This window comes from Paenibacillus marchantiae, from assembly GCF_028771845.1.
Lineage (GTDB): Bacteria > Bacillota > Bacilli > Paenibacillales > Paenibacillaceae > Paenibacillus > Paenibacillus marchantiae.
This window is the reverse complement of record NZ_CP118270.1, coordinates 2,562,198-2,585,062: the sequence shown is the minus strand read 5'-3', so window position 1 is coordinate 2,585,062 and position 22,865 is coordinate 2,562,198. Positions and strand designations below refer to the sequence as shown.

At 43.5% G+C, this 22,865-nt stretch carries 20 protein-coding genes; 1 reads left to right on the top strand and 19 read right to left on the bottom strand.

Annotated features, from left to right (window positions below; all coding sequences use genetic code 11):
* Positions 1–55: 55 nt before the first annotated feature.
* Positions 56–964, bottom strand: coding sequence for a YitT family protein (locus PTQ21_RS11655; protein ID WP_072734452.1), 909 nt, complete (start codon positions 962–964; stop codon positions 56–58).
* 347 nt (positions 965–1,311) lie between these two features.
* Positions 1,312–2,751 (bottom strand): cardiolipin synthase, encoded by a 1,440-nt coding sequence (gene cls, locus PTQ21_RS11650; RefSeq protein WP_064640097.1) that lies wholly within the window; start codon positions 2,749–2,751, stop codon positions 1,312–1,314.
* Positions 2,752–3,127: 376 nt separating this feature from the next.
* Here cls and PTQ21_RS11645 point away from each other — a divergent pair, with 376 nt between their 5' ends.
* The gene (locus PTQ21_RS11645) at positions 3,128–4,471 is read left to right on the top strand and encodes a hemolysin family protein (RefSeq protein ID WP_063564494.1); all 1,344 of its coding nucleotides are present in this window, start codon (positions 3,128–3,130) and stop codon (positions 4,469–4,471) included.
* 349 nt (positions 4,472–4,820) lie between these two features.
* Here the strand turns inward: PTQ21_RS11645 and PTQ21_RS11640 are convergent, their stop codons facing one another.
* From PTQ21_RS11640 to PTQ21_RS11560, 17 genes are all read right to left on the bottom strand, one after another.
* Entirely contained in the window at positions 4,821–5,918 is a 1,098-nt protein-coding gene (locus PTQ21_RS11640; protein WP_063564495.1) for an AI-2E family transporter, read from the bottom strand.
* Positions 5,919–6,121: 203 nt separating this feature from the next.
* Positions 6,122–6,916, bottom strand: coding sequence for an ABC transporter permease (locus PTQ21_RS11635; RefSeq protein WP_063564496.1), 795 nt, complete (start codon positions 6,914–6,916; stop codon positions 6,122–6,124).
* The gene (locus PTQ21_RS11630) at positions 6,909–7,817 is read right to left on the bottom strand and encodes an ABC transporter ATP-binding protein (RefSeq protein ID WP_064640101.1); all 909 of its coding nucleotides are present in this window, start codon (positions 7,815–7,817) and stop codon (positions 6,909–6,911) included. The genes PTQ21_RS11635 and PTQ21_RS11630 overlap by 8 nt, the downstream gene beginning before the upstream one ends.
* A gap of 32 nt (positions 7,818–7,849) precedes the next feature.
* Positions 7,850–8,101 (bottom strand): hypothetical protein, encoded by a 252-nt coding sequence (locus tag PTQ21_RS11625; RefSeq protein WP_064640103.1) that lies wholly within the window; start codon positions 8,099–8,101, stop codon positions 7,850–7,852.
* A gap of 243 nt (positions 8,102–8,344) precedes the next feature.
* Positions 8,345–8,863 carry a hypothetical protein gene (locus PTQ21_RS11620; RefSeq protein WP_274569968.1) on the bottom strand — a complete coding sequence of 173 codons (519 nt, stop codon included), beginning with the start codon at positions 8,861–8,863 and terminating at the stop codon, positions 8,345–8,347.
* 87 nt (positions 8,864–8,950) lie between these two features.
* Positions 8,951–9,517, bottom strand: coding sequence for a VanZ family protein (locus tag PTQ21_RS11615; RefSeq protein WP_274569967.1), 567 nt, complete (start codon positions 9,515–9,517; stop codon positions 8,951–8,953).
* A 44-nt stretch (positions 9,518–9,561) separates the two neighbouring features.
* Positions 9,562–10,479, bottom strand: a complete 918-nt coding sequence (locus PTQ21_RS11610; protein ID WP_269053630.1) for an LCP family glycopolymer transferase — start codon at positions 10,477–10,479, stop codon at positions 9,562–9,564.
* A 39-nt stretch (positions 10,480–10,518) separates the two neighbouring features.
* Positions 10,519–11,850: a UDP-glucose dehydrogenase family protein gene (locus PTQ21_RS11605; protein WP_274569965.1), complete on the bottom strand. Its 1,332-nt coding sequence runs from the start codon at positions 11,848–11,850 to the stop codon at positions 10,519–10,521.
* A complete protein-coding gene (locus PTQ21_RS11600) occupies positions 11,847–13,235 on the bottom strand; it encodes a sugar phosphate nucleotidyltransferase (RefSeq protein WP_063564502.1) in 1,389 nt (462 codons plus the stop codon). Before PTQ21_RS11600 ends, PTQ21_RS11605 begins: the two co-directional genes overlap by 4 nt.
* 51 nt (positions 13,236–13,286) lie before the next feature.
* Positions 13,287–14,579, bottom strand: a complete 1,293-nt coding sequence (locus tag PTQ21_RS11595) for a lipopolysaccharide biosynthesis protein (protein WP_274569963.1) — start codon at positions 14,577–14,579, stop codon at positions 13,287–13,289.
* Between the two features lie 93 nt (positions 14,580–14,672).
* Positions 14,673–15,869, bottom strand: a complete 1,197-nt coding sequence (locus tag PTQ21_RS11590) for a glycosyltransferase family 4 protein (RefSeq protein ID WP_274569962.1) — start codon at positions 15,867–15,869, stop codon at positions 14,673–14,675.
* Between the two features lie 42 nt (positions 15,870–15,911).
* The gene (locus PTQ21_RS11585; protein WP_274569960.1) at positions 15,912–17,057 is read right to left on the bottom strand and encodes a glycosyltransferase family 4 protein; all 1,146 of its coding nucleotides are present in this window, start codon (positions 17,055–17,057) and stop codon (positions 15,912–15,914) included.
* Between the two features lie 37 nt (positions 17,058–17,094).
* The gene (locus tag PTQ21_RS11580) at positions 17,095–18,177 is read right to left on the bottom strand and encodes a glycosyltransferase family 4 protein (RefSeq protein ID WP_274569959.1); all 1,083 of its coding nucleotides are present in this window, start codon (positions 18,175–18,177) and stop codon (positions 17,095–17,097) included.
* Between the two features lies 1 nt (position 18,178).
* Complete coding sequence (locus tag PTQ21_RS11575) at positions 18,179–19,342, bottom strand: glycosyltransferase (RefSeq protein WP_274569958.1); 1,164 nt, start codon at positions 19,340–19,342, stop codon at positions 18,179–18,181.
* Complete coding sequence (locus PTQ21_RS11570) at positions 19,339–20,658, bottom strand: hypothetical protein (protein WP_274569957.1); 1,320 nt, start codon at positions 20,656–20,658, stop codon at positions 19,339–19,341. Before PTQ21_RS11570 ends, PTQ21_RS11575 begins: the two co-directional genes overlap by 4 nt.
* Position 20,659: 1 nt before the next feature.
* The gene (locus tag PTQ21_RS11565) at positions 20,660–21,853 is read right to left on the bottom strand and encodes a glycosyltransferase family 4 protein (RefSeq protein ID WP_274569956.1); all 1,194 of its coding nucleotides are present in this window, start codon (positions 21,851–21,853) and stop codon (positions 20,660–20,662) included.
* Positions 21,854–21,878: 25 nt separating this feature from the next.
* Positions 21,879–22,841: an SDR family NAD(P)-dependent oxidoreductase gene (locus PTQ21_RS11560; RefSeq protein WP_274569955.1), complete on the bottom strand. Its 963-nt coding sequence runs from the start codon at positions 22,839–22,841 to the stop codon at positions 21,879–21,881.
* Between the last annotated feature and the right edge of the window lie 24 nt (positions 22,842–22,865).

Sequence of the window (22,865 nt, the reverse complement as noted above, 5' to 3'; positions counted from 1 at the left end):
TCACCCTCAAACCAAGGGTACCGGCTATCTTTTCGTTTACGCGCGATGAGATTCGCTAATGTATACCTTTTTTCTTGAAACGTCCGCCCTTCACATCGTGAATGTTGCCAATCGCCACAAAGGCATGTGGGTCCCAATCTTCAACAATGGACTTCAGTTTAGCTTCTTCCAAACGAGTAATAACCACAAAGATAATTTTCTTCTCGTCTCCGCTGAAGCCACCCTCTCCATCCAGGAAAGTGACACCACGACCCAGACGGTCGGTTAAGGCTGAACCAATATCACGGTACTTCTCGCTGATAATCCATACCGATTTGGATTGATCCAATCCTTCATTCACAATATCAATCATCTTCATTGCAATATAATAAGCAATCATGGAATACAGGGCGTTTGGCCAGCCAAACACAAAACCTGCACCTGCAAAAATAAATACGTTAATGAACAATACGATCTGACCTACAGACAATGGTGATTTCTCACTCAACAGTATGGCTACAATCTCCGTACCATCCAGTGAACCGCCAGAACGAATGACGAGACCAACACCAACCCCCAAGATCAACCCACCAAATACAGCTCCAAGCAGTGGTTCACCTGGCGTCAGTGCAGGAACGCGGTGTAACAATGACGTTCCAATGGACATTACAACGATCCCGAGCAGTGTAGATAGCGCAAACGTTTTACCAATTTGTTTATACCCCAGAATCAGGAAAGGCAAGTTCAGCAAGGTCAGGAAAATTCCGAGTGGCAGATGTGTAAGCTCTGACACCATAATCGAGATCCCTGTTATTCCCCCATCAATAACGCCATTCGGCACGAGAAATACTTCGAGTGACACAGCCATCAGTGCAGCACCGACCAGAATCATCACGATGCGCTGCAGAAGCTTCAGTGAAAACACCGAACTCTTCACATTGCGGTCCGGCTTGGATGTTAGTTCTTTAACCGATACATTGGACATGGTATCCCCCCCGTTTTGATCAAGATGTGAATCCATTTCATAAATCATTTAAGTACCCCAGAGGAACCCTACATACAGAGGAACAACACCGTCCCAACGCTATATGCACCCCGTTATAAAAGCACCTAAAGGCTATATGAAATGTATTCAAGTATGTCTTAATTCCGGTTGACACTTCCAAAAGAGAGCAAAAGGGAGCCTGTTTTCCCGCAGACTCCCCTCCTTCGCCAAGACATAATTTATATAAACATTATATCATAAAAGATCAAATTTGAGCAAAATAGTTAGCAAAAAGAAGATAAATTCACAAAAAGTGAACTTATCTTGAGAAATCCGCCCTATAACGGCTAAAGCAGCGGAGAAAGCATGCGAGAAAGCATTTCTGCCCCTTTTTGCCACCGTGAACGCTGCTGAAACACCTTCACGTCAATCTGGCTGCATTCATCCAAATCACGTTCAAAATCCTCGGTCAGCCGTTCCATGGATGATTTTTCGAATAACACAGCGGTCAACTCGAAATTGCAGAAAAAGCTCCGCATATCCATATTGGCTGTGCCTACCGTCGCAAGCAAATCATCCACAATCAGGACCTTGGCATGCACAAAACCTTTGCGATATTGATAGAATTTCACTCCCGCACGCAACAGTTCTTCGACATAGGACAGTGAGGCCAAGTGCACAAGCCGGGAATCCGATTGATAAGGAATGATGATTTTCACATCTACCCCGCTCACGGCAGCTGTCTTAATCGCTTCATACAATGCGGGGTCCGGAATGAAATAGGGTGTTGTGATGTATATGCGTTCGCATGCCACGGAAATCGCCCCAAAGCACATTTCTTGAATGGCATCCCAGTCCTGATCCGGCCCGCTGGCCAGAATCTGAATCCGCTCTTCCCCGCTGCAAATATGTGGAGGGAACAGCTCTGTCAGTTGAGGCTCTGTAATCTGCTCGCCGGAAGCAAGTTTCCAGTCGTTCAGGAACGTATTTTGCAGGAAATATACGGCATCTCCTTCAATCTGTACATGGGTATCGCGCCAGAATCCAACCTCCGGATATTGTCCGAGATAATCATCACCTATATTAATTCCACCCACAAATCCAATCCTTCCATCCACCACAACAATTTTACGGTGATTCCGGTAATTCACCCTTCGGTCAATCGTTGCAATGAGCGGCGGCAGAAAATAATGAAACTCCACGCCTGCGTCCTGAAACTTGCGGATAAAGCTCCAGCTCATCTTGTGACTGCCGAGTCCATCGCAGATCAAACGCACTTTGACGCCTTCTTTCGCCTTGCGAATCATCACGTCCTGAAACTTTGTACTGATGACATCATCCCGAAAAATATAAAATTCAACATGCAGATGGTGCTCTGCCTGTTCCATGGCCCTCAACATGGCTTCAAATGTCTCCTCACCATTCGTCAGTACTTGACTCCGATTGCAACCTGTAATTGGGCTCTCAGACAGGTGTGACAGCAGGTTGAACAAACGATGCTGATGATTGTATCGGCTACCAGACATCTGATCGGCATGCTCGACAATATGAGCCTGCTCCCAGATCGTTTCCCGTATTTCCCGAAAGATTCGCGAACCGCCCTTACGGACCTTCTTTCGTTTGCTGTAGTCCTGGGCGACAAAATAATACACAACAAAGCCGATCAAGGGTACACAGAATAAAATAAAAAGCCATGCCACAGCTTTCGCCGGATTACGGAATTCCAGCAACAGAATGGTGGCTGCCTGAAAAGTAAATACGAGCAATATAATGACCAGCCAAAACATTCGGCTTCCTCCTCATGGCAAGGGATAACCTTGCCGTTCTCTCTCACTGTACAAGCTTTGACGATAAAGCCTTTAGCTAATCATTAGATACCCAATGTATGCACTGTTCGTAACGTTTGCTTAGATAAAATTTTACATACACAGCGCATCTGTAACAGTGCTCAGCCAGTTCTTGCCATGCTTTGGCGTTGTATATTCTGACTGTGTTCCCCTCTACATATGATTCATTCCAGTCTGCGGATCAGCACTCCATCGCCATTTCGCATACTCTGCCTTCCAGACTCTTCCTCTTTTCTTGATTGGAAGGTGGTCTTCTTACGTAAAATTAGATATAATATTCGTTAAAAACTTATTACTTAAAGGAGAAGACTAGTTAATGGAAAGTGAGAGGTATGCGTTAAATTTAGTATTGGTTGCATTTTTGATAGGACTTTCGGCGTTTTTTGTTGCAGTGGAGTTCGCTCTGGTACGGATTCGTCCGAGCCGGATTGACCAAATGATTGCAGAAGGAAACAAGCGTGCCTTGGCTGTTAAACAAGCCGTTGCCAACCTGGATGGATATTTGTCCGCCTGTCAGTTGGGTATCACGATTACATCTCTGGGACTGGGCTGGCTGGGAGAACCCACGGTAGAGAAAATTCTCCACCCTGTGTTCGAAAGCATGAACATGCCTGAGGCAGTTTCTTCATTCTTATCGTTTGTTATTGCGTTTGTTGCCATCACGTATTTGCATGTGGTAGTTGGCGAACTTGCACCTAAAACGATTGCAATCCGTAAAGCCGAAGCCGTTGCTCTGCTGACGTCTACACCTATCATCTGGTTTAACCGAATTATGTATCCTTTTATCTGGCTGTTAAACAGCTCAGCGAATCAACTGGTCAAGTTGTTCGGAATCAAACCTGCATCGGAGCATGAAGATGCGCACTCCGAAGAAGAATTACAGTTTATCATTAATGAAAGCTTTGAGAGCGGCAAAATCAACCAAGCCGAGTTCGGATATGTAAGCCGAATTTTTGCTTTTGATGAGATGCTTGCCAAAGAAATCATGGTACCCCGGACTGATATGGTCTGCCTTTATGTCAATAGATCGAACGAGGAAAACCTGGATATTATCCGTCAAGAACAATACACCCGTTTTCCAGTAGTAAATGAGAGCAAAGACGATATTATCGGTATCATTAATACCAAACAATTTTTCCTGGAGTTGTACGGGAACGAAGAACCTGTCGATCTGTCTTCCCTCATTCAGCCGGTATCGGCTGTTCACGAAACGACTCCGGTCAAGGACCTGCTCAAGAAAATGCAGAAGGATGGCGTGCATATTGCCGTGCTGGTCGATGAGTATGGAGGTACGTCCGGGATTGTAACGATTGAGGATGTGCTTGAACAGATTGTCGGAGAAATTCGGGATGAGTTCGACGCAGACGAAGTGGAGGATATTCAGGTTATCAATGAAAACTATGTCATTATGGATGGCAAGGTGTCCTTGTCCAAAGTAAACGATATGTTCACGTCAAACCTAGATGCTGACGAATGGGATACCATTGGCGGATGGCTTTATAGCCATCGTCCAGAGATGAATGAACAGGAAGAATATGAGTTCGAGAATCTCACCTTCGTGTTGCTGGAAAAAGACAAAAATCGCTTTTACAAAGTCGCCGTTGTTCCTAAGGAACCGCTGACCATGTCCGACTACACTGATGAAGACGAGACGAATTAATAAACTCGCTTCTTCAATATAGATACACTAAAAGGTGGTGTCCATCGTCGTGAAGATGATGGATACCACCTTTTTCATATGGCAGGCGTATTGGGATGAGTCGCGGTTAGCGATACTTGCTGTTTAGCATAGTTCGCTCTCGCGGCGAATATCTAACGAATCGAGCACGTTCTATTGGCCCTATTTTCACTGTTACAACAGTTTAACGAATCGCAGACACTCTAATGCCTTGATCTGCTGGTCCTTTCGCATTTTTCCGGCGTAAAAGAGACCCTGAAGTTCGTTAGCCTTGGCCACTCATGCTAATTCACACGATAAGGTGCCTAGAGTTGTTAGCACCTTAGTTGAATTAATTGGCTGGATCTGCCTTGTCTTCGACGATTCGATTTTGAATCTTCCGGAAAATAATTTTGATGATCATATATAACGGAATAACGATAATCATCCCAAGAATGTTCCCCAGGTCTGCACCTACAAGCAGTAAGATGACGGTAGTCAACGGATGAATGTCCAACTGTTTGCCATAGACATAAGGAGAGATCAGATTATCCTGAATTTGCTGAGCGATAACAATGATGACAAGCGACCAGATCGCCATTGAAGGTGATTCAATGAACCCCACAATGACGACAGGAATGGCTGCCAGCAAAGCCCCTACATAAGGAATGAAGTTCAGAATAATGGATACGGCCGTCAGGAGTAATGCATATGGCAAACCGAGAAAGAGAAAACCAATATACATCAGGATGCCCAAGGCTACATTGACAATGACACGACCTACAATGTAGCTGCTCAAAGCTTCATCGATTTCATGTACCGTCTCTTCTCCATCTTTACGGTAACGTCTCGGGAGCAACAGTGTAAGATTAGTTCCAAATTTGCTGCCTTCCTTGAGCATGTAATACAGCATGATCGGGAACGTCGCCAGAATGATGACCAGATTAGATACGACAGAAAACAATCCGGATACATAATCCGTTACCTGGGCAATTCCTTGACTTAGAAAATCGGAGAAGCGTGAGAACAGATCGGAATCCTCAGGTATATATTTTGAAAGGAAACCACTCTTTTCGAATTCAGCCAACTGATCACTGAGCGAAGTAACCAGTACCGGGGCATTCTCCACAAAATTCAACAGTTGTTCACGCAGTGAAGGCCATACAAGCACACTGAATCCTGCCATAATCAGCGCAATCACCACGTAAATAATAAGGACTGACAATGCACGTTTCATTTTGTGCCGTTCCATATAGTCGACGAGCGGACGCAGCAGATAATAGAAGAAACCAGCAATCAGCAGCGGAATAATGATGATGTGAATCAGCGAGGTCAGGGGGCTGAAAATAAAGTTGACTTTATCCCCCAAATACACGATGAGCAGCAGCAAAATAATTGCTGTGCATATACGGTAAAACTTGTTGTTTATCAAGAAACGTGATCCCTCCATACGCTGCTCTGCCAAATACGACTGCGGCGATAATATGTATGTCATGCAACTTAATACAGCTTGGACAGCGTGTTCCATTCCAAGCCGTATTCTTATGTATGATTATATGTACCCTTAAATGCTAGTCATGCCACAGCGAATGCTGAATATACTCTCTTTTCCATCCTGAAGGAGAAATTGGGTAAAAAAAGAGAAGCAGGCGATTAGCCTGCCACATCTCTTTTGTTGAATACAACCCATGAGATCAACATGAAAACAACATAATATACAGCTAGCACAGCAACAGAAAAGCCAAGTGTCATGCCTGTATTCCCACCATCAAACATACTAAAGTCCGTCACTGGATCCATATACCGACTGAGATCCATGTTATTGAACAGAACATACTTGGCCCATTCATAACGAACGGGATTGAAGATCAATGAGAACAAATTCTGTGTAAACATGATAAATAGAGACAAACCGATGGCCAGAGCTCCCGAACGAAACACGGAGGAGACCATAAAGGCAATAGCGAGCGTAATAAACAAGTCCACGTACAGATATCCCCATAGTGCAAATGCGTGTGATGCAGAAGCACCGCTTCCATCCGGAGTTACGGAATGGGAGAACAGCATATACGACATTACGGTTGCCATAATAACAACAAGTAACGTACTCAGAATACTGAATCCAATCACGGACAAATATTTGGATGCCAGTATTTTGCTGCGTGACCACGGACGAATCAACAGTAGTTTAATGGTTCCCCAAGTGAACTCTCCGGCCACCGCTTCGGCTGCAATGACGACACAGAAGATAGTATTCAGGAAAAAGACGACCTGAACGGTAGTAATAGCTGCTTGCCAGTATGGAACTTCACTGGACCCCATGCCTTCATTGAGCAGAACCGGCATCAACAGCGAAATTAATGCCAGAATAGATAACATAATCCAAGTACGCGGACGACGGAAAATTTTCATGTTTTCATTCATAATGAGATTGCCGAAATTACCCAATGCTTCCGCCCCCAGTCACCTGCAAAAATTGATCTTCCAGCGTATGGGTTACGCTACGGATACCGTATACCTGGAACCCTTCACTGACCAGCCTCGCATTCAAGTCCGGAATCTGCTCACGGGATAAACGAATCACAATGGCATTGCCCTGAACTGTAGCTTCGCTAATTAGTTCGGCTGCACGTGGAGCATCATTTACCTCAAAAGCAACTTCAGTAAGTACGTCTGCTCCCGCCTCAGCTCTGAGATTTCTCACATCAATCAATTTGCCATTTTGGATAATCGCAACGGTATCACACATCAATTCCATCTCCGACAACAAGTGGCTGGATACAAAGACGGTGATCCCTTCCTCCTGACAGAGCTGACGCAAATAATCCCTAAGTTCCCGTATTCCCTGTGGATCGAGCCCATTGGTGGGTTCATCCAATACCAACAACTTTGGTTTATGTAATATGGCTTGGGCCACGCCCAAACGCTGGCGCATACCCAGAGAATAGGTCTTTACCTTGTCATGAATGCGTGCTGTAAGCCCAACACGTTCAATCGTCTCGGCAATGCGTTCTTTCGTAATACCAGGTGACATCCGGGCAAAGTGAACGAGATTTTGATATCCGGTCAGAAACTTGTACATTTCTGGATTCTCGACAATAGCCCCAACCTGAGCGATGGCCTGTTCAAATTCATTCTTTACACTGTGTCCCGAGATGATGATATCTCCTTGACTGATGGACATCAGCCCTACCATCATTCGAATCGTTGTTGTTTTCCCCGCCCCATTGGGTCCTAAAAAACCAAAAACCTGCCCCGGAGAAATATCCAGAGTCAGGTCACTGACCAATGATCGGGAGGAGATGATTTTACTGACGCCCTGAAGACGGACGACCGGCTCCTGCTGCATTCCATTTCCTCCTTCATCAACGGGCATTCACATCATGCCCGCTTCTCATATGAAGATAGTGTATCATAATCTTTAGTATATTGTCCCGCAAACTGGGATTTCCCCTGACGTTTCGTTTGAACTACACACGCTTCACAGCATCCAAGCGGCATCTCACTCCGATAAAATCCGGTGCGAAATACGTGATTGCCTCCACAGTCCTCTTCCTTTAGTTCGACAGAGCCCCTAGCGACCGACACAATCATCCCACAACTGACACAGTAAAAGCGGTCCGTTTCAATCAATGATATTCCTTCCCCTCACAAGGAGCATTGAAGTCCCTGTTATTTGTCGTTAGACGCTGAATTTTGATACATTTTGTATCTAACTCGTAATTTACTTGACACCGGGACTAATGTCAACCCCTTAAAGGTTTAAAAAGAAATGAAATGCAAAAAAAGCTCTATAAATGCGACTAAAGTCTCGCATTCATAGAGCCTTTTCAAGTACAAATGATACAATTCGGCACATAGTATGGGTTAATAATATCATTCAGTTTTGTCATGCTCAGTCTCGGCATCTCCATTCTTCGGATAATACCAAAGCAATGTCCAATCGTCCCCATCCTTTACGATATAACAATTCTGCACGATTTTAAATTGACCAAAGGTTCCCGTAAACTTCTGGGTAACACCAATGCGATATGCCTCTGCAAATGGCTTAACGCCATCAATTACCGTAACGTCAAACTCTCGCTCTGGTTTTTCCATCTCCAGATCAAAGGTTTCCACCCCAAAATGCTGCATGAAGATATGCGCTCTCGACTGTAAATAGGCACTTTTGGGAAAACGTTCTTTCATCAATGGATGAAACAATTCCCATGAACTGCCGAAATCACCCGTCTGCTCATATTTGTAAAACTCCTGGGCAATGGCAGCAGCTTCATCTGGTGCATCTGCACGAAACAGATATGGGATGGTTCTGCCTATGAGCCACAACAGCAGCAGCACAAGTACTATGAATCCGATCTTTTTAAGTAACGCATTCCGGTTCCTTCTTCGCAGCATACCCCGTCCCCCTTGTCCTACTTCCATACTTATGATGGATGGCAAGCAAGTAGAAGCGGGAACTGGCGAGCAGCATTTCCTGGGAAATCACTTTCTTTTGACTGACGATCGCCTTGGAGACCTGAATCTTCTGAAAACGACATTAACCCCCACATATAAGGCAATTCCGCCACATCCGCCAAGCAGATCCACGCCGACATCACGGATTGAACTCGTCCGGTTAGGGCTGAACTGCTGAATATATTCATCAATGGAGGCGATAACCGCTACTACGGCCAGGGCAGCAGCGATACAAGTGAACATCCGCATTTTCCTGTATCTCAGCCCACCATAGATAAGCACCGCCAGCACAGCATATACAAATAAATGTGCACTTTTCCGAAATATGAACTCAACAAAATCATACGGTCGTTGTCTTAAGGAATAATCAAGCTCACCGTATGTGAATTTCACATCTGGTAGTGCAAATCCGATCTTTACCTTTTCAGACCATTTATGCAGCCAAGGCTGGATAGTCTGCTGCTGATAAGATTGGGTCGAAAAGTGCCAGATCACCAAAACCCAAGCCGCAATCAGCAGCAGTGACAAGATATAAACGTAAGGTCGTTGTTTACGTCTATGTTTATGCGTTCGTTTCCCGTAGTCCTCCTCCATAAGCAAGGTTCTCACCACTTTCATAAGCCTTTCATTATTTCTGTTTATTTCTCCAAATGTTCTTCAATTATTCCGTGAATGCGATCTTTTTCTTGCTGATCCACGATGTAATAATAAATCCCATTGATTTTCTCGCCTTTACCCTTGATTTCCACCGTATCTACATTCTCCAGATCATTACGATAATCAAGGAGAAGTTCCTTCATCTCATCAAAAGTAACATCCGTTCTGACATGAGTACCTAGTTCATCAAGCATATTCTGGATATGAAGTACACTGGAGAATTGCATCGTATTCTTAAGCATCTGCTTCAGAACCTCACGCTGTCGATCATTACGACCCAAATCCCCTTTCGGGTCATCATAGCGCATTCTTGAAAAACCGAGCGCAGCAACACCGTCCAGATGAATATTCCCTTGATCATAACTCTGGCCCTCATAATCAAATGCAAAAGGATTATTTACATCCACGCCTCCGACCAGGTCAATGATTTTGGCAAAGCCCTCCATATCCACTTTCATATAATAATGAATGGGGACTCCCAAAAATTGCTCGACGGTATTTACCGACATGTCCACGCCTCCGAAGGCATAAGCATGATTGATCTTATCTACTGTATTGTGTCCCACAATGTCTGTCCTTGTATCCCTTGGAATATTAAACATGAGCACTTGTTTTTTCCCTGGGTTCACACTCAGTACAATCATCGTATCCGAGCGCCCTCGATCATTAGGACGCTCATCCACGCCAAGAATAAGTGCATTAAAAGGCTCTTTACTGTTGATATCCACTGGTAGCCCACCTCTGCTATCTGTGACCGAGACGGGCCTTACAGGATTCCGGGGCTCATAGATTTGGTCAGCGGTTGATTTAACGGATTGATAGAGATATATGGCATAACCAAACACAACAACTACAAACAAGGAAACAATCCAGATGGTAACTTTCATCCACTTTTTCATGTGTTCTTCCTCACTCACATTCAAGATGATGAATAGCGGTTAAATGATTGCTGCCGCTTTCCCTTCCAGCTTCGTCAAACCTGGACGACCAACAGAATAATATTGAAGATTAGATGCCTGCACCTGTTCAGCACTATACAAATTACGACCATCAATCATAATTGGGTCCTTCATGATTTTGGCCAGTTCATTCAAATCGATATGAGCGAATTCCTTCCATTCAGTCAACACACACAAGGCATCTGCTCCTTCAGCAGCATGAAGTGGATGCTCTTCCCACGTGATGGAGGCGACATCTACCTCTTTACGGAAATTCGCAGTTGCGATGGGATCGTAGGCCTTAATGACTGCTCCAGCATCACTTAAATGCTGAATGATATCGATCGCTGGAGCATCCCGCACGTCATCTGTCTCCGGTTTAAAAGCTAACCCCCAGACAGCAATTGTTTTTCCTTTTAAAGATCCCAGCGCCTCTTCCAGTTTGTGAATGACATGTAAACGCTGATCTTGGTTTACTTGGACAACGGATTTTAACAGTCTGAAATCATAATCGACCATACCCGCGATTTGAATTAAAGCCTGTGTATCTTTTGGAAAGCATGAACCTCCATAACCAATGCCTGCCTTCAAAAAGGAAGCTCCTATACGCTTATCATAGCCCATGCCTTCGGCTACTCTTGTAACGTCGGCTCCTACTTTTTCACATATATTCGAGATTTCATTAATGAATGAGATTTTGGTTGCGAGAAATGCATTGGAAGCATATTTAATCATTTCGGCTGATCGAATATCCGTAATGATCAGGTTCTCGGTCAATGGCCGATGAAGTTTCTTCAGTGTTTTAATTGCCCGATCACTGTCTGTTCCAATGACAATCCGGTCAGGATTCAGCGTATCCTTGACCGCAGATCCTTCCCGGAGGAATTCGGGAACAGAAGCCACATCGAAAGGCTGAGATGAAATACTGCTAATCAGCTCACGGACACGATCATTGGTGCCTACAGGAACGGTGCTTTTGGTCACGATAATTTTGTAGCTTTCAATGTGACTTCCAATCTCTATAGCTACTTGCTCCACATAGCTCAGGTTGGCTTCGCCGCTCGGAAGAGAAGGCGTGCCTACAGCGATAAAGATAATATCCGACTGGCTAATCGCTTCAGCAATATTGGAGGTGAATGATAGTTTGCCTGCTTGCATGTTGGAAGCCATCAACTCTTTGAGGCCAGGCTCATAGATGGGCACGTTGCCCTCGTTGAGCATCTCTACTTTGGCCTCATTGTTGTCCACACAGATGACTTGGTTGCCGATCTCCGAAAAGCATACTCCCGATACAAGACCTACATACCCTGTTCCAATCACCGCAATACTCATCTTGTTTTCCCCCAATTCACGCAATTTTGGATAATATCTGTCCATTCCATCTCGATTCGCACAATATCCTCTTCCACCAGCTCACTGCCCATCTGAACTTCAATGATTTCAAGTTCGGTTACGGCTTTCACACTGTGTTTACTACCTGCCAGGATGGAGATAACATCCCCTTGATTAAGCAATCTCAGTTCACCATCCAGAATCAGTTCGCCCTGTCCCGAAACAACTGTCCATACTTCATTTCGTTTGAGATGGTATTGATAAGAAAAATTCTTATCTGCCTCAACAATAATGCGTTTAGTTAATACCTCTTCTCCTCTGGCATTACGCGTGTAATCAAGCACTTTGTAACAACCCCAGCGGCGTTCCTCATACATAGGACGTTGATTATCATCCTTAAGAATCTCTTTAATCTGTGGACTTGCCTCTTTCTCACTAACCAGAATTCCATCCGGACTCGTCGCAACAATAAGATTGGATACTCCCAGCACACACACCGGAATATTCAACTCATTGATCAGATGTGTGTTTACCGAGCTATTCGTCATTACACCTTTGCCCACAATATGGGTACTCATTTCGTCCGTCAGCGTATTCCATGTGCCGAGATCTTTCCAATATCCCTCATAAGGTGTAACCACAATGTGACTGGCTTTTTCGACTACTTGATAATCAAAGCTAATTTTCTGTAATCTTCCGTATTGTTTGAGCATCTCTTCATACTGAATTGGCAGTTCAAGGGAGATCAGCAGATTAATCAGATAGTTCAGCTTGAATGCAAAAACCCCGCAATTCCAAAGGGCAGATTGCTCTATCATCTCTGCCGCTTCAGTCTCACAGGGTTTTTCTTGAAAACGTGATACTTTGGCGTAATGGTTATGTTTTTCGGTTTCATGTGGATCAGGAATAATATAACCGTATTTCTCTGAAGGATAAGTGGGCTTTACCCCGATTAGTGCGAGCTCCGCACCAGACTCATCCAACACTCCTTCAAGCTCCGTAACTTTATAGAAAAAGGATTCCTCCACATATGGATCAACGGGAAGTACAGCAACCGTTTCGTTCAGACTGACGCCCTGTACCGAGTACAGATAAACAGCTGCCAAGGCAATTGCGGGAAAGGTATCTCTGCGTTCCGGCTCTACGACAAGATCAACCTCATCGCCCAGTTGACTCCGCAAAATCTCCACCTGTGGCTTACTAGTTGCAATCGTGGCCTGTTCGCTTAATCCCGTATGCTGCAGTTGCCTCCATACCCGTTGAACCATGGATTCCGTCTGCCCTTCAGGGCCCTCCAGTACTTTCAAGAACTGCTTCGATCTCGTATCGTTGGATAAGGGCCATAACCTCTTGCCTGATCCACCAGAGAGAAGTACGATTCTCATGGTTATCACTCCACTCTCTATATTTTACACACATTGAGCTTTCATTCTGTCTTATCTACCTCTCCTCAATAATTTCTGCTGGTTAAGGCGTTCCAGCAAAAAATGAATATCTTCTTTGTTAAAAACCATTTGTTTCATCGGAATACTGTATATTTTTTTTAATGAGATCAGAGAAACCATAATCCGCACGACAGAACCTGTTAGCAGAGCAAGCCCAATTCCATGTAATCCGTAGTTAGGTGTAAGCAGGAAAAATAAAGTTATGGTTATGGCAACAGCAGAACTCTGTCCAACCAGAATTACTCCAGGCCGTCCAAGAGCGTTAAATGAAGAAGCCAGTATGCTCGCTCCCCCGCCCACAACACATTCCAATGAGAGGAGATAAAAAGCACTGCTGGCATCCAAAAATTCTTCGCCAAATAATAAACCTATAAAGAAACGACCAACGATCATACTAGGCACAACAATGATCATCATAAAAATCATGCTGATTCTAAACGACCTGCCTACAAGGCTAAATACTTTTTCTTGCTCCAATCCAGCAGCTTTTGGGAATATGACGTTCGTTATTGCCGTCTGGAATACATTAAACATACGGGATAGTGCGTATACGACGGAATACAGACCAAAATCACGCGGGGTTAACAACGCTAAAATAATAATTTTATCAAACTGATTATAAAGTGTGTTGAATAACTCAACTCCGCTTACTCTTGCAGCAAAAGTAAACAAGTGCAAACTGGATTTGATGTGACCCATAACTTCGGAAATCTGTATTGAGATATGCACCCGAAGTGTGTACGCATAGAAGCCAAGTACAATGAAGTAGGATATAAAACTTACAATAATAGCACGTTCCAATGAGAGGGTTCCGCTAATCCATAAAAAAACCAGCCCTACGAAATTAATAAGTGGGGCAAATAGCCTTGCGAGATTATAGATATGAAACTTCTCTGTACCTTGTGCCGTCGCCGCTAATACACCAATGATCAGAAAAATGGGAGAAAGGGATGTAATATACACCCTCGCGATGGAAATAACCGAATCAGAATAATTCGATAACCATGATGATACCCCAAACCAACTTATGAATCCTAGAATAATACTAATTGGAATCTGCACTAGAAATCCCATCCCCATATATACAGGGATTTGATTACTATTTTTTTTGATATAATAGATTAGTGCCGTTGGCAAGCCTAACGTTGCCAGATTGGTAAGAAATCCTGGCCAAAACAGAATCGCAGCCAGTTCACCCTTTCCTTCCGCTCCAAACATTCGACTAGTAATAATAGATGTCACTGTTGTAATTCCCATTATCAGAATGTTGGCAAAACTGGTCATTAATATGGATGTGTACATACTTCGCTGTTTGATATTCCCTTTCGAAGCCAGTTCCATCATAAGATTAACCTCTCTCTGTTTAGCCAGGCGTAATTATGATTCAACCTCCACACTCCGTGTTCTTAGGGAGCGTTTCTTTTCTTTCTGATACAGAACCTCTTCAAAACTGTCTAAATATTTCCTAGACATCATTTTCCAATCATTTCGCAATGCAATTTCTCTAGATACTTTACCCATTTTTTCCATTTTTGTCTCATTAAGAATAAGAGAATTGAGAACATTAGTTAACTGCTCTGCATCGTTTGGATCACTCAGGACAATTCCTGAGGGCATATTTTCGCCTGAGCTCTGTATAATTTCAGTTACGCCCGATTCCTCTGTTATAACGACCGGTATTCCTGATGCAAGAGCTTCGAGTACAACCAGACTACAAGCCTCATAACGTGAAGGGAAGATAAACAGATCCACATTTCGCATGATATGTCCCATATCCTTGCGGAAACCCAAAAAATGAACCCGATCTTTAATATTCAGATCCTCGGCCATTTGAGGATAAATGCTTCTGTTTGTAGAACCAGCTACAACAAGAGATAGCTCAGGCACGGATACCATTGACTTTAGCACGGTGTCCAAGTTTTTTCTTGGACTACTGATATCACCAGCAAAAAGACCTACAACCTGGCTGGGGTTGATATCCATTTTGCTTTTCTTCCCAGCTTCACAGGGATAAAATTCACGCACATCCACTCCATTATGAATGACTTGCACCTTATCGTGCTTAATGCCCAATTTAATTAGTTCATTCTTCACTTTCTCGGAAACAGCAATAATTTTACTGCTTTTGCGAAAAGCGTACCGTTCGAGATACGCATTCACAAGAGTGTAAAGACCAAAATACCAACGTTTCCAAGAGCGGTGTACGCGGAAACTATGTACGGGGGATTTAATCCATGTGGTGTGTACAAAGTGAACAGCATTGATGTCAGCTTTAGTCCAGGTGATAAAACCATTGACCATGACAAGATCAACCTGTTTTGCTTTTCTTAGCTTGCGAATATGAATCGCACTCTTAAAAGCAAAGATTTGATAGCGCAATAGCTGCGGCAACTTGAGAGAAGGAAATACCTTAATCCATGCAGCGCATTTATTCTCAAGTAATTGTGGCTCCACCTCATTGGCAATCATAATAACTTCATGGCCCTGCCTCAAGGTTTCAACTGCGACTTCATAGTTGACTCTGCCTTGTCCCTCTCCTTTAACAATCCTATGGGTAACAATACATATTTTCATCCTTAATCCTCCTAAATTAGAACATGAAGATTGTGGATACAATTAGATGAGTTGCTTCAATAGCTGTCCGCGATGCGACCATAGGCAATGATTGATAACCCAATCATAACCGTTATTCCCCATCGTTCTGGCCAGTCCCTCATCCATAATCAATTCTTCAATTCGATTAGCGATTTCCTTCTCATCCAAAGGATCCACGAGATAACCGGTTATTTCGTCCTTTACCGCATCAGGAATCCCACCGCTATTACCCGCAATCACAGGTAATCTGTAGTAATTGGCTTCAAGAAATACAATTCCGAAACCTTCCACATCACCTTTTTCCTTAATATCACGGCTAGGCATGACAAACAGATCAGAACATTCATATAACTGATGCAGCTCGTGGTCAGTGATGCCGCCTGTGAATACGACTACAGAATCTAACCCGTACTGCTTCACCAGACGTTCCAATTCGCCTCTGTGTGGACCATCTCCACATATTAGATATTTCAGATTAGGAATCCGCTTGATTACATGACTTATAGCTTTAAGAGTGACATCATGTCCCTTGCGCTCAACCAAACGAGAGACGGTTATCATCACTTTTTTGCCATGCAGATCATATTTATCGCGAATGTCTTCATTGAAATCAGAACCACCGTTTAGTTTGCTTACGTTTAACCCTGGTGGAATAATGACAATCTGCATCTCCGGAATGCCGAGCTCCACCAACTTTGACTTGGTATACTGGCTATTGGCAATCACCTTGTCAGACCGCCTCAAAATGAACAACAGGAGTGGAAACAACTTGCTGTTCACCATCCCCATAACATCCAAGCCATGAACATAAGGGAAATATTTAACCCCAAAAAAAGTTTTCATAAACGGGCCTGCGATGCCTACTGGGAATATGTTGACAAAGTGTATTTCGTCCGTTTTTTTGCGCCATTTGAGAATAATAAGCTGGAAGACTAGGATAAGCTGCGATAAGACGAGCAGGAGCTTATTGGAATTCCAAAAAATTCGCTTCCGGATAATCTGGAAATCGGTCTTCTGGTCAAATTGTTCGGACTCTGCAACATTCTTTATTTTATTCGTTAAAACCGTGGTCTCTTCAGCCGGAATCTGAGATATAAGTCCATAAGCATAATCATGAATCCCTCCTTTTTCGGGTGGGAAATCAATAGCAACAAATACTTTATTCATAGGTTTTATCTCCCTTGAAAGACCGCATAAAGCCTTCTTACACCGTACTCATGATAACATTGACCGTATCCTTGGCACATTTGTTCCAGGAGAAAAAAGCCGAATGCTCTCTGCCCTGAATGGACAATTTCTGACCAAGCTCGGGATCAGACATAATCTCAACTAGACGTGAAGCGGCTTCCTGCGGGTGATGAGGATCAAAGTAAAGTCCAGCTTCCCCGCATATTTCCGGAATGGACCCTCGAGAAGATACAATCACCGGACACCCGAGCGCCATCGCCTCAAGCGGCGGCAAGCCAAAACCTTCATACAACGACGGGAAAATGAAGCCAGCAGCATGTTCATACAATGCTTTTAACTCTTCGTCCGTCACATAACCCACCCAATTTACGCCATCCGTTTCGTTCAATGCGTGATTGCTAAATACTTTGCTGTTTTTCGATCCCACAATGACTACACTCAGATTTTGCGCCTTCACCTCAGGCAAAATATCCAAAATCAGCTTGAAGTTCTTATATGGATTCATGGTGCTGACAGCCAGGACGTATGGTGATTGGATCCCGTATTTCTCAAGCGTCCCTTCGGCAGCCTGCCTATGATGAATATGATCAATGCCCAAATGAGTGACGGTTACCTTTTGCGCAGCAATTTTGCAGTGTTGGATCAGTTCTCCTTTGGAGAAATTGGATACCGTAATCACCTTTTTGGATATCTTCCCCAACCTAACGGTCAAAAACTGGTACCATGAACGGAAAGCAAAGGAAAATGCCTTCGGATAACTAAATACCGATGCATCGTGGATCGTTACGACCTGATTTCGTTTAAACGCCGGGCCTGTATTACACAGGTTAATTAGCAATCCTTTTCTTGCGTAAAGGGGAAGTTCAAGCTGCTCCCACAAATGTCCTTTGAATCTGCCGACCACCTGATGACGGATATGCTTTAATTCAAGTTTAGTAATAACGTTGGCAGGGGATAACAGACAAAACTCATACCTTGTTCCATCCACCTCTCCGGCTTCAATAAGTTTGTCTATTTCCTTTATAAGCTCAATAGCATACCGCTGTACCCCGGTAACGGTCTGAGTTAGAAAACGGGCATTAATATATATTCTAATCATGTCATTCTCCATTTCTCTTTGAAATTTCCAGACGTGAAGCCGGATGAATCCCCTGGAAGGTAACGCCCATATCCTTAGCTTCATAATAGAGACTAACAAACTCCTCATTCATTCGATTAGAGCTAAACCGCTCCTTGTAGATGCCATGACCGACTTCTCCCATGGCAGTAAGCGTCATTTTATTGAGATTCATTAGGATCTCTCGCAGCTCTTCTGGTCGTTCAAGATCAAAAATGTATCCGTTCATGCCATGTGAGATTAGCTCTGGTAAAGAGGCTCGATTACTTGCGATTACTGGCTTTCGGTTCTTCATAGCTTCCAGTGCTACCAAGGGTAATCCCTCCCACCTGGATGGCATGATAATTGCATCGCATTGTTCGTAATAGTGGTCAATTTCCGCATTGTCCACCCAACCCAACCGAACAACATTTTCAGGAAAATTCCACTCATTCTTTTCCAACACGCTATCACCGATGACATAAAGCCGGATCAATTGTTGAAGTTCAGGATATTTACCCATGACATCCAGAAGGATATCTAGTCCTTTCTGTCGATCATATCTGCCAACGAATAAGAGCTGAATGACACTCGTCTTATCCAAATCATCTCGAACAACTGATGAAGAATGATCTGGTCGCTGGGTATTTTTACGATCCCGCAATCCACTGTACACAAACCTTGATTTGGCAGGAGACATCCCTAATTGAACGGACTGTTCCAACTCGTACTTCGAAATATTGATGATAAAATCTGTTTTGAACTCCAGCACTTTCTCGATCATGAAATAAGCCTTTTTATGTAAAGGCTTAGTATCCATTAGAAAGGACCATCCATGTGAGCAATAAAATACGCTGGCTTTACGGGGAGAAATAAAAAACAAGCCCCTTGCGAGCATACCCGCAAATGAGCTGTGAACATGAATAATATCCGGTTGAATACGTCGTATGGCTTGGTGAATCTGTCTCATGGCCGAGAAAAAGTGTTTGGGATGGCGCTTATACTTGTAACGAAAAATGCGTTCCGGCTCCAAATCGAAATCAGAAGCCGAATTATAGTCGCTCATCAACAAATAAACATCAAAAATATGACGTTGGTATGCAACAAGCTCGTTTAAATATGTCGCTACCCCGCCAACAACGTATTCTCCTATATGCAAAACCTTCATTTAAGCTCACCCGCTTTGTATGGTATATCCTCTGCTTCGCGATACTGATTGAGAGCCATGCCAATGAACATCCAGAAAAGAACGTTGGCAGGAAACAACTCAAGTACATTCGTTGTTAAACTTGCGGCTGCAACTCCTACTCCGAGAGCGAGCCCTACCTGAGGCATACGCAAAGAATTCGAATCAGGTCTTTTATCCATTCTCTTCACGAGCGAGACAACGATCCACATAAAAAATGCGATAAAATAAATGATTCCGATCCAACCTGTCTGTTCGTATAAGGAAAAGTACTGATTGTCTACCGCAAAATTACTGGAGTTTAGTCCTATCATATGCGTTCTCCGGCTTGCAGCCCCTACTGAACCAATCCCATTACCGATCATTCCATTCATTGTGAACGGAGAGGTCAGATTGCTGCCCCATGACTGCAATCGATCTAATAGGGAAGAACTGGAAAGCAGATTTTTGGATTGCAGCATTTTTCCTCCGAAAAATACAGCTGCTGGGAGCAACATGAAAGTAACGCCTAAGATCAATGTGTTTTTTTTGCTATATTTACGAATATGCAGAAAAAACATGGCCACTTGATATACGAACCATAGTAACAGTGCTGATCGAATGGTCGATAACAGCAAGAAGCTGATTGTCAACAGCTGGATCACTATTCGAAAACTCCGATGGTTCACTGCAGTTCTGGTTCGTTCAGCAATTATACCTGTCATAAGAAGAGCGTACGCGTAGCCATCAGGTGAATAAGTAATAGAAGATAGGCGTGGTACTCCCTCAAGATAGTTTTTGATATTCACTCCGTATACAAATCCCATGCTGATTAGCTTTTCTATGCCCAAAGAGTATTGAATTAACCATCCCGCAATTAGCATCACAAAAATGATCAGGTTAGTTCTGGCAAATGCATAAATTCCATCATATTGAGCTATAAGCATGCCTGTAAATAACATCACGAGAGGCAAAAACGTAATTTTGATACCATAGATCAACGTAACGACACTTGAACCCAGCAATACGTTCAATGCTCCCAACACTACAATGGATCCCATTATAAATAAGAACGGATTTAAGAAAGAAACCTGATGACGATATACTCTAGCAAGAGAAAAAATAGAAATAAACACCATACCTACGTCTTTCAAAGAACGAATCACAATATTATCCACATAAATTGAAATCAAACCGTAGATGGATAGATAGATAAGCAAAAAATGCATGGACACCGTAAACAATGCAGATGGAGATTCGGATCTCATCTGGGCAAACGCATGTGATTTGGTTCTGGCATCCAAAGAAGTCATGGACATGTTAACCCCCACACCTGATTAGCTTCTCATAGATGTTGGTGTGCTCCTTGAGAAGGTAATCTTCATTAAAGGATTGACTGTGTGCAAAGCATTGAAGCTTCATTTGATTTTTTTCCAATTCAGACAGCTCATAATAGTTGAGAATCGCCTTGCTAATCTCATCTGCACTATGGGCTGCAAATGAAAATCTCCCTGCATCCATCAAAATCTCCGGCATTCCTCCAACTTTTGAAGCATAGACGGGTGTACCTACCTGATACGACTCAATGACCACCCTGCCAAAAGGTTCATCCCATGTGGAAGGCACGATGGTCAAATCCATCCCTGCCATCCTCCGAGCAATTTGTGATTTATCCAGTTTGCCCATAAAAATGATACGCGGTTCTGACTCAGCCAGTTCTTGCAATTGATGCAGCATCGGACCATCACCGTGAATGAACAACTTTCCTAAAACCTTCTGATCTAATTTTTTTACTGCATCAATCAAATAATGAACACCCTTTACTTCTGTTAATTGTCCAAAATATCCTATGTTCAGCGGCTGATCATGACGAACCTTCTTGTCAGCATACAAGTCCTGAACATTATCATTACTCTCTACAATATTATGAATCACATGTTTAGAGGCGTGTTCGAAGAACCCCATCGCTGTATGCGTCCTGAGGATATGTTCCGATATACCAATCACCGATGAGATCATGCGGCTGTATCTCTTCGAAATTTGTCTGTACACTCTGGAGTACGCTGATATTTGAATAGGCTCAATCAGTGAAAAATCCCGAAGTGTATGCACCACTGGAATCTCAAGTTCAAACGCTGCTTTCCAGATCGCCAGACTGAGACCAGGGATATTCTGGGTATGGACTACAACCGGACGTGTCAGCGCAAGATATCGTTTAATATGCCGATACTGTCTGATGTTGAATATATCCTGAACTCGCCATAACACTTTGTCAGAGGTAGATACTTGCCTAGAAGAATCACCAATCCAGTAACGATTGTTAAACGGCAATCTCAAGATTTCAATCCCGTTAACGGAATCTTTCCTCACTTCGCCTTCCTTGTGTCCCCCTACTGTAATGACCTTTACGTCATAACTTGGATCCAGAGTCTGAGCAAGGATTTGTGTGGATATTTCAGCCCCACCAATGACATGGGGTGGATACAAACTGTGGGCAATCAATATTTTATGCACTCATCTCAACTCACTTTTATCAGCTTCATGAGGTTTCCAGCAGCATAGCCCGGTAATGGTCGATCGTAAGTTTTAATCCTTCTTCCAAGCCAATCTCAGGTTCCCAATTTAAAATTTCTCGAGCCTTGTCAATTACCGGACGTCTTACCTTAGGGTCATCTTCTGGCAAAGGTAAAAAAACGAGATTGCTGTCTGATTGCGTAAGCTCTTTAACCAAACGAGCAACTTCAAGTACGCTATATTCCGTGGGATTACCAATGTTGATAATTTCCCCATTTGCTCTATCTACAGCCATCAGTTGTTGTAGTCCTCGAATGTTATCATCCACATAACAGAACGAGCGTGTTTGTGATCCGTCGCCGTACACCGTAATATCCTGCCCTGTCAGTGCCTGTGTTACAAAGTTAGAAATAACACGGCCATCATCGTTCCGAAGTCCTGATGAATACGTATTAAAAATACGCGCCACCTTCACGGGAACACTGTGTTTCGTGTAGTATTCATAACAAAAAACTTCACCCAAACGCTTGGCCTCATCATAACAGGCTCTAGGCCCCCAAGTGTTCACGTTACCTCGATAACTCTCAGGCTGCGGATGCACTTCAGGATCTCCATAAGCTTCACTCGTACTCGAATATAGGAACTTTGCTCCTTTGGTACGAGCGAGCTCCAACAAATGATAGGTTCCTCGAGTGTTCACCCAGATCGTTCCGATCGAATCTGCCTGATAGAACTTGGGTGAAGCGGGTGAAGCCAGATGATAGACTTCATCTACTGACTGATCTACCAGAAAATCCAATGAGTCGGGTAGCGTAACATCAGCTTCACGGAAAAAAAAGAGGGGGCTGTTAGCCACCTCTTGCAGATTTTTAGAAACGCCTGTTGAAAGGTTATCTATTCCGGTAACCTGATGTCCTTGATCAATTAATGATTTGACTAAATGTGAGCCTAGGAAACCGGCCGCGCCAGTCACTACAACATGTTTCAATGCGATCACACTCCATATTATCTA

Bases quoted from the DNA above. Each gene is read 5' to 3' on its own strand.
- cls (WP_064640097.1), bottom strand. From the start codon at position 2,751: ATGTTTTGGCTGGTCATTATATTGCTCGTATTTACTTTTCAGGCAGCC.
- PTQ21_RS11585 (WP_274569960.1), bottom strand. From the start codon at position 17,057: ATGAATAAAGTATTTGTTGCTATTGATTTCCCACCCGAAAAAGGAGGG.
- PTQ21_RS11600 (WP_063564502.1), bottom strand. From the start codon at position 13,235: ATGAGAATCGTACTTCTCTCTGGTGGATCAGGCAAGAGGTTATGGCCC.
- PTQ21_RS11605 (WP_274569965.1), bottom strand. From the start codon at position 11,850: ATGAGTATTGCGGTGATTGGAACAGGGTATGTAGGTCTTGTATCGGGA.
- PTQ21_RS11620 (WP_274569968.1), bottom strand. From the start codon at position 8,863: ATGCTGCGAAGAAGGAACCGGAATGCGTTACTTAAAAAGATCGGATTC.
- PTQ21_RS11575 (WP_274569958.1), bottom strand. From the start codon at position 19,342: ATGAAGGTTTTGCATATAGGAGAATACGTTGTTGGCGGGGTAGCGACA.
- PTQ21_RS11630 (WP_064640101.1), bottom strand. From the start codon at position 7,817: ATGCAGCAGGAGCCGGTCGTCCGTCTTCAGGGCGTCAGTAAAATCATC.
- PTQ21_RS11595 (WP_274569963.1), bottom strand. From the start codon at position 14,579: ATGACCAGTTTTGCCAACATTCTGATAATGGGAATTACAACAGTGACA.
- PTQ21_RS11640 (WP_063564495.1), bottom strand. From the start codon at position 5,918: ATGGAGGGATCACGTTTCTTGATAAACAACAAGTTTTACCGTATATGC.
- PTQ21_RS11580 (WP_274569959.1), bottom strand. From the start codon at position 18,177: ATGATTAGAATATATATTAATGCCCGTTTTCTAACTCAGACCGTTACC.
- PTQ21_RS11590 (WP_274569962.1), bottom strand. From the start codon at position 15,869: ATGAAAATATGTATTGTTACCCATAGGATTGTTAAAGGAGAGGGACAA.
- PTQ21_RS11655 (WP_072734452.1), bottom strand. From the start codon at position 964: ATGTCCAATGTATCGGTTAAAGAACTAACATCCAAGCCGGACCGCAAT.
- PTQ21_RS11645 (WP_063564494.1), top strand. From the start codon at position 3,128: ATGGAAAGTGAGAGGTATGCGTTAAATTTAGTATTGGTTGCATTTTTG.
- PTQ21_RS11610 (WP_269053630.1), bottom strand. From the start codon at position 10,479: ATGAAAAAGTGGATGAAAGTTACCATCTGGATTGTTTCCTTGTTTGTA.
- PTQ21_RS11570 (WP_274569957.1), bottom strand. From the start codon at position 20,658: ATGTCCATGACTTCTTTGGATGCCAGAACCAAATCACATGCGTTTGCC.
- PTQ21_RS11615 (WP_274569967.1), bottom strand. From the start codon at position 9,517: ATGGAGGAGGACTACGGGAAACGAACGCATAAACATAGACGTAAACAA.